Below are 3,888 nucleotides of genomic sequence, written 5' to 3' on the forward strand. Positions count from 1 at the left end.
AAGGCCCGAACAGGGCCGGCGGCCGGCACGCGCGTGGAAAACGACGACGCGGGGCGGTCTGTCTCGTCGAAACGGTAAAACTACAACAGCACCGGGCGAGCCCGGTCGCCCCGCGCCCTCCCCGAATTTTCAGGCAGCGATGCCGGAGAGCGATGACGCATGCCCGCACGTCACAGAACCATGATGACCGCGACGCACGGTCCCGCCATAAGCGACACCATCGAATCCGGAGTCCTGCATGCGCCCCCATCGTCGTGAGTTGTTCGCGGGTTCCGCCGCCGCCCTCGCCTTCTCCGGCTTCGCCCGGCACGCCCTCGCCCAGACCCAGACTCCTCCGGCCGAAACCTACGTCAACGACGTCGAGGGCTACGGCCCGCTGAAGCCGGACCCCAACGGCGTCCTCGACCTGCCGGAAGGCTTCTCGTACCGGATCATCTCCCAGGGCGGCGAGACCATGAGCGACGGCCTGCTGGTGCCGCAGAATTTCGACGGCATGGGCTGTTTCCCGCTGGAGGGAACCAGGGTCGCCCTCGTCCGCAACCATGAACTCAAGGCTTCCCGCGCGACCCACCGCAACTGGGGCCCCGCCGGCTTCCATCAGGAACGCGCCGGCCTGATCGACGCCTCGCGCGCCTATGACGTCGCCGCCGACGGCCGCGTCATCCCGGGCGGCACGACCACCCTCGTCTACGACCTCGCCACCGGCCGCACCGTCAGCCAGCACCTCAGCCTCACCGGCACCTCGACGAACTGCTGCGGCGGCCACACCCCCTGGGGCAGCTGGCTGACCTGCGAGGAAACCGAGGAAGCCCCCGGGACCCACGACGTCGGCAAGCCGCACGGCTTCGTCTTCGAGGTTCCCGCGGCCGCCACGGGTCTGGTCGAGGCCGTGCCGCTGAAGGCCATGGGCCGGTTCGACCACGAGGCCGTCTGCGTCGATCCCCGCACCGGCATCGTCTATCTGACCGAGGACAAGGTCGACGGCCTCTTCTACCGCTTCATCCCGACGACGCCGGGCAAGCTGATCGACGGCGGCCGTCTTCAGGCCATGGCCTTCAAGGGCCAGCCCGGCGCCGATTCCACCAATCACGACGCCCGCGAATGGTCGCCCGGCGACTGGCGCGAGGTCGTCTGGATCGACATGGAGGACGTCGAAAACCCCAACGCCGACCTGCGCCTGCGCGGCCATGCCGCCGGGGCCGTCCGGGTCGCGCGCGGCGAAGGCGTCTTCTGGGCCGGGACCGAACTGTTCATGACCGCCACCTCGGGCGGTCCGCTCAAGCGCGGCCAGATCCTGCGCTACGTGCCGTCGCGCGACGAGGGCGAGGCCGGCGAGCGCCGCCGCCCGGGCCGCGTCCAGCTGTTCGTGGAAAGCGCCGATCCGCGCACCCTCAACATGGCCGACAACATCTGCGTCGCGCCCTGGGGGCATCTGGTCGTCTGCGAGGACAACTATTCGACCGACAGCCGCAACCACGTGAAGGGCGTCACCCCGGACGGCAAGGTCTACGCCATCGCCCGCAACGTCTTCACCGGCAACAGCGAGTTCGCCGGCGGGGTCTTCTCGCCCGACGGCTCGGTGCTGTTCGTCAACCTCTACTACCCGGGGCTGACCTTCGCGATCACAGGCCCCTGGAGCGCGGTCCGGACGTAAACAGCCTCGCCTGCGAGCGACGCACCAGCCACAGGTTCACCGTCGCCGCCGTCAGCACCAGAACCGCTCCCGCCTGATGCAGGGCGCCGAGCCACAGAGGCACGGCGTGGATCAGCGTCACGATCCCCAGCACGGCCTGCAGCCACAGGACCGCCGCCACCACGAAGGCCGAGAGGCCCAGCCCCTCTGCCAGCCGCCAGCGCCACGCCTGCACCGCATAGACCGTCCCTCCGGCCAGCAGGGCGTAGGCCAGGATCCGGTGATTGAACTGCACCAACGCCTGGTCGTGCAGGAAGGCCAGCGCCCCCTTGCCCCAGTCGACCGGGGCCAGCGCCGCCCCGTTCATCATCGGCCAGTCGGTATAGACGAAGCCCGCCTTGGCCCCCGCCACCAGCCCGCCCAGCAGGCATTGCGCGAAGACCGCGCCCAGCAGGATCGCCGCGCCCCGGCTCCAGCCCTGCGGAGCCCGCGAGTGCGCCTCGCCGTTCCAGGCCTCCAGCCCGGTCCAGACCAGACCCATGAAGATCGCCAACGCCAGGCCCAGATGCGTCGCCAGCCGTTCGGGCGCCACATCCACCCGTTCCGACAGGCCGCTGGACACCATCCACCAGCCGATGAACCCCTGCAGCCCGCCCAGCGCCAGCAGAACGGCGCAGCGCACGATCAGCCGCCGCGGAATCCGGCGCAGGATCAGGAAGACGACGAACGGCACGAAGAAGGCCGCCCCGATCAGCCGTCCCAGAAGCCGGTGCGCCCACTCCCACCAGAAGATGCCCTGGAACTCGCCCATGCTCATGCCGGCGTTGACCTGGGCGTATTGCGGAATGGCGCGGTATTTCTCGAAGGCGGCGTTCCAGTCGGCGGCGTTCATCGGCGGCAGAGCCCCCATGATCGGCTTCCATTCGGTGATCGACAGACCCGAGCCGGTCAGGCGGGTCACGCCCCCGACCACCACCATGGCGAACACCAGCGCGGCGCAGGCGAACAGCCAGATGGCGACGGCCCGGCTCTGATCCCCCCCGATGAAACGCTTCATTCGACGCCTGCCGTCCCGCTCGTTACAGTGCCGGCGCGTCGCTGGTCCGACGCCGGACTGAGCGGTATGCCCGCCCGGTGCGGCGAGATCGAGTCGCTTTTCGGCGTCGCATCGCCACACGTCAGGAGAGGTCCTTGCAGTACGCCGACATCGCCGCCGCCGTTCTGGGGGCCTTCGCCCTGGCCTGGCTGGCCGACCTGTTCACCGGCCGGCGCGGCCTGTTCGCCACCTCGCTGGTGTCGGGCGTCGCCGCCGTCGCCGGCTGGTTCCTCGCCATCCGCGTCTTCGCCGTCGGCACGATGGACGAATGGGACTGGGTCGTCTGGTCCCTGGCCGCCTCGGCCCTGGCGCTGGGCGGCTTCTTCCTGTTCCGCAGCAAGCGCTGACCATGGGTCCGCGCACGCGCCGGTTCGTCGCCATGCTGGGCGTGATCGTCTTCCTGGCCGTCTGGATCTGGGGCGCGATCGCCATCCGCGGCCTGCTGCCGCCGTCGCCGATGATCGACCTGCTGGTCTACGCCGTCGCCGGCATCGGCTGGGGCGTGCCCCTGTATCCGCTGTTCCGCTGGGCCGAGGGCGGGAAGAAATAGAGACCGGACGCCAGATCCCGGACCTTGTCAGGGCGTCGACGGGGTCCTGCTGGTCAGCTCATCCCTGATCGCCTGAATCATCTCCAGGAAGGTCTCGCGGGTCGGCGGAGGAAACAGGAGCGTCTCGCCCTGGGTCACCCCGGAGATCAACCGGACCTCGGCCGATCCGTCGACATCGACCCTGTCGACCTCCAGGACGATACCCCGCGCATCGGACAGGCGCCCGCGGCCCTCTGAGTCCAGCTTCACGACCAGTCTGTCGATTTCGGTCAGGCCGTCGTCGGGCGGGCCCGGTATGACACGCAACAGGGCGTTGCCGCGTCTCGGCGTGGGCGAGACGGCGACGCCCGCGCCGGTCAGCAGATCAAAGCTGACTTCGCCGTCAGCCAGTCGTCCGTCGGGCTGCACGCGGCCGGAAGACGGGCCGTCGTACCGGATCACGAGCTTTTCGGCGAACCGGTCCGGCTCCGCGGGCACGGCGTTGGCCTGCCAGGTGACGGTGTCGCGCACGCGTTCATCATGGCCGATGGCCCGGAACTGGTATCGACTGTGGAAGACAAAGCCATCGTTGGCGCCGCTGTTCTCCATGACCTGGTCGAAGTCGCCGTC

The 3,888-nt window shown here is 69.4% G+C and carries 5 protein-coding genes; 3 read left to right on the forward strand and 2 right to left on the reverse strand.

Features of this window, described 5'->3' with window-relative positions; translation table 11 throughout:
* Nucleotides 1-238: 238 nt before the first annotated feature.
* Complete coding sequence (locus V6M42_RS07325) at nucleotides 239-1,654, forward strand: alkaline phosphatase PhoX (RefSeq protein WP_332678024.1); 1,416 nt, start codon at nucleotides 239-241, stop codon at nucleotides 1,652-1,654.
* On the opposite strand, the gene V6M42_RS07330 is transcribed toward V6M42_RS07325, so the two are convergent.
* A complete protein-coding gene (locus V6M42_RS07330; RefSeq protein WP_332678025.1) occupies nucleotides 1,623-2,690 on the reverse strand; it encodes a COX15/CtaA family protein in 1,068 nt (355 codons plus the stop codon). The two genes, V6M42_RS07325 and V6M42_RS07330, sit on opposite strands and share 32 nt — an antisense overlap.
* Before the next feature lie 134 nt (nucleotides 2,691-2,824).
* Between V6M42_RS07330 and V6M42_RS07335 the strand changes: the two genes are divergently transcribed.
* Together V6M42_RS07335 and V6M42_RS07340 are read left to right on the forward strand one after the other, a co-directional pair.
* Nucleotides 2,825-3,076 (forward strand): transglycosylase, encoded by a 252-nt coding sequence (locus V6M42_RS07335; protein ID WP_332660798.1) that lies wholly within the window; start codon nucleotides 2,825-2,827, stop codon nucleotides 3,074-3,076.
* Nucleotides 3,077-3,078: 2 nt separating this feature from the next.
* Nucleotides 3,079-3,279 carry a DUF2842 domain-containing protein gene (locus V6M42_RS07340; protein ID WP_332678026.1) on the forward strand — a complete coding sequence of 67 codons (201 nt, stop codon included), beginning with the start codon at nucleotides 3,079-3,081 and terminating at the stop codon, nucleotides 3,277-3,279.
* A gap of 27 nt (nucleotides 3,280-3,306) precedes the next feature.
* Here the strand turns inward: V6M42_RS07340 and V6M42_RS07345 are convergent.
* Nucleotides 3,307-3,888 (reverse strand): hypothetical protein (locus V6M42_RS07345; RefSeq protein ID WP_332678027.1); only part of this gene is annotated, 582 nt, incomplete at its 5' end.

Source organism: Brevundimonas sp. (assembly GCF_036677305.1).
GTDB lineage: Bacteria > Pseudomonadota > Alphaproteobacteria > Caulobacterales > Caulobacteraceae > Brevundimonas.